This window comes from Klebsiella sp. 2019SCSN059 (genome assembly GCF_021739525.1).
Classification (GTDB): Bacteria; Pseudomonadota; Gammaproteobacteria; order Enterobacterales; family Enterobacteriaceae; genus Klebsiella; species Klebsiella quasipneumoniae.
The window spans coordinates 1-930 of the sequence record NZ_JAKKOM010000125.1; the positions used below are offsets into that span (position 1 = coordinate 1).

General features: G+C 52.9%; 1 pseudogene. It reads right to left on the reverse strand.

Features of this window, described 5'->3' with window-relative positions:
• Positions 1 to 77: 77 nt before the first annotated feature.
• Positions 78 to 709, reverse strand: a pseudogene (locus tag L2I46_RS29215) (transposase); the annotation flags it as partial.
• Between the last annotated feature and the right edge of the window lie 221 nt (positions 710 to 930).

Here is a 930-nt window from a genome sequence, read left to right on the forward strand (position 1 = left end):
GTAAGCAGAGTTTTTGAAATGTAAGGCCTTTGAATAAGACAAAAGGCTGCCTCATCGCTAACTTTGCAACAGTGCCGAAGCAGATTATGCGTTCTCATAATGCGATACACCCGCTTTGCATTAACCACAGGCAGGCCGTCCCGCTCCGACTCCCGTCGCAGCAGCGCCCACACACGGCGATAACCATACGTCGGCAGGTCAGCCACCGCCATGTTTATCCGGGACAATACGGTGGTATCGTCAGAACGGGGCTGCCGTCTGCGATCCTGTCAGTCAGATGGCCGGTGAACCCGAATGCTCAACTGCGCACGCGACACGCCAAGACTTCTGCAAACGTCGCTTATTCGTCGTTCCCAGGCAACGAGGGCGCATGCGCAATCCATTTTTTTGCCCGGCCGAACTCCACGGCCTCTTTGAGTATCTCGGCTTCCATCGTCTTTTTGCCCAGAAGGCGCTGGAGTTCGCGAATTTGCTTATTGGCGGCAGCGAGTTCGGAGGCCGGCACCACTTCCTCGCCCGATGCAACAGCCGTCAGTGAACCGTCTTAATATTGCTTGCGCCATTTGAATATCTGGTTTGCATTGATGCCATGCAGGCGCGCGACATGAGACACGGTCATACCGGGCTCCATAGTCTGCTGAATAATGGCAATTTTTTCCTGCGGTGTACGACGCCGACGCCGCTCAGGTCCTGATAACACTCCAACCATCTTATCGTTCTGACTGGTATTAAACATAGTTCCAAGACTACCTCTTATTTTAAGAGAGTCGAAGTGTCTGGTGATCTATGGGGCCAGTCTAGCCCTCTTCCAAGTGTAGGGAGATATAGTCAAAGTTTGCTTCTCCGCCGATGAGTCCGCCCTGCGTCGGATAGTCCGATTTTTTACCGGCGAAGCACGGCTCTCCTAACCCTATCTAAAGCGAATAACTT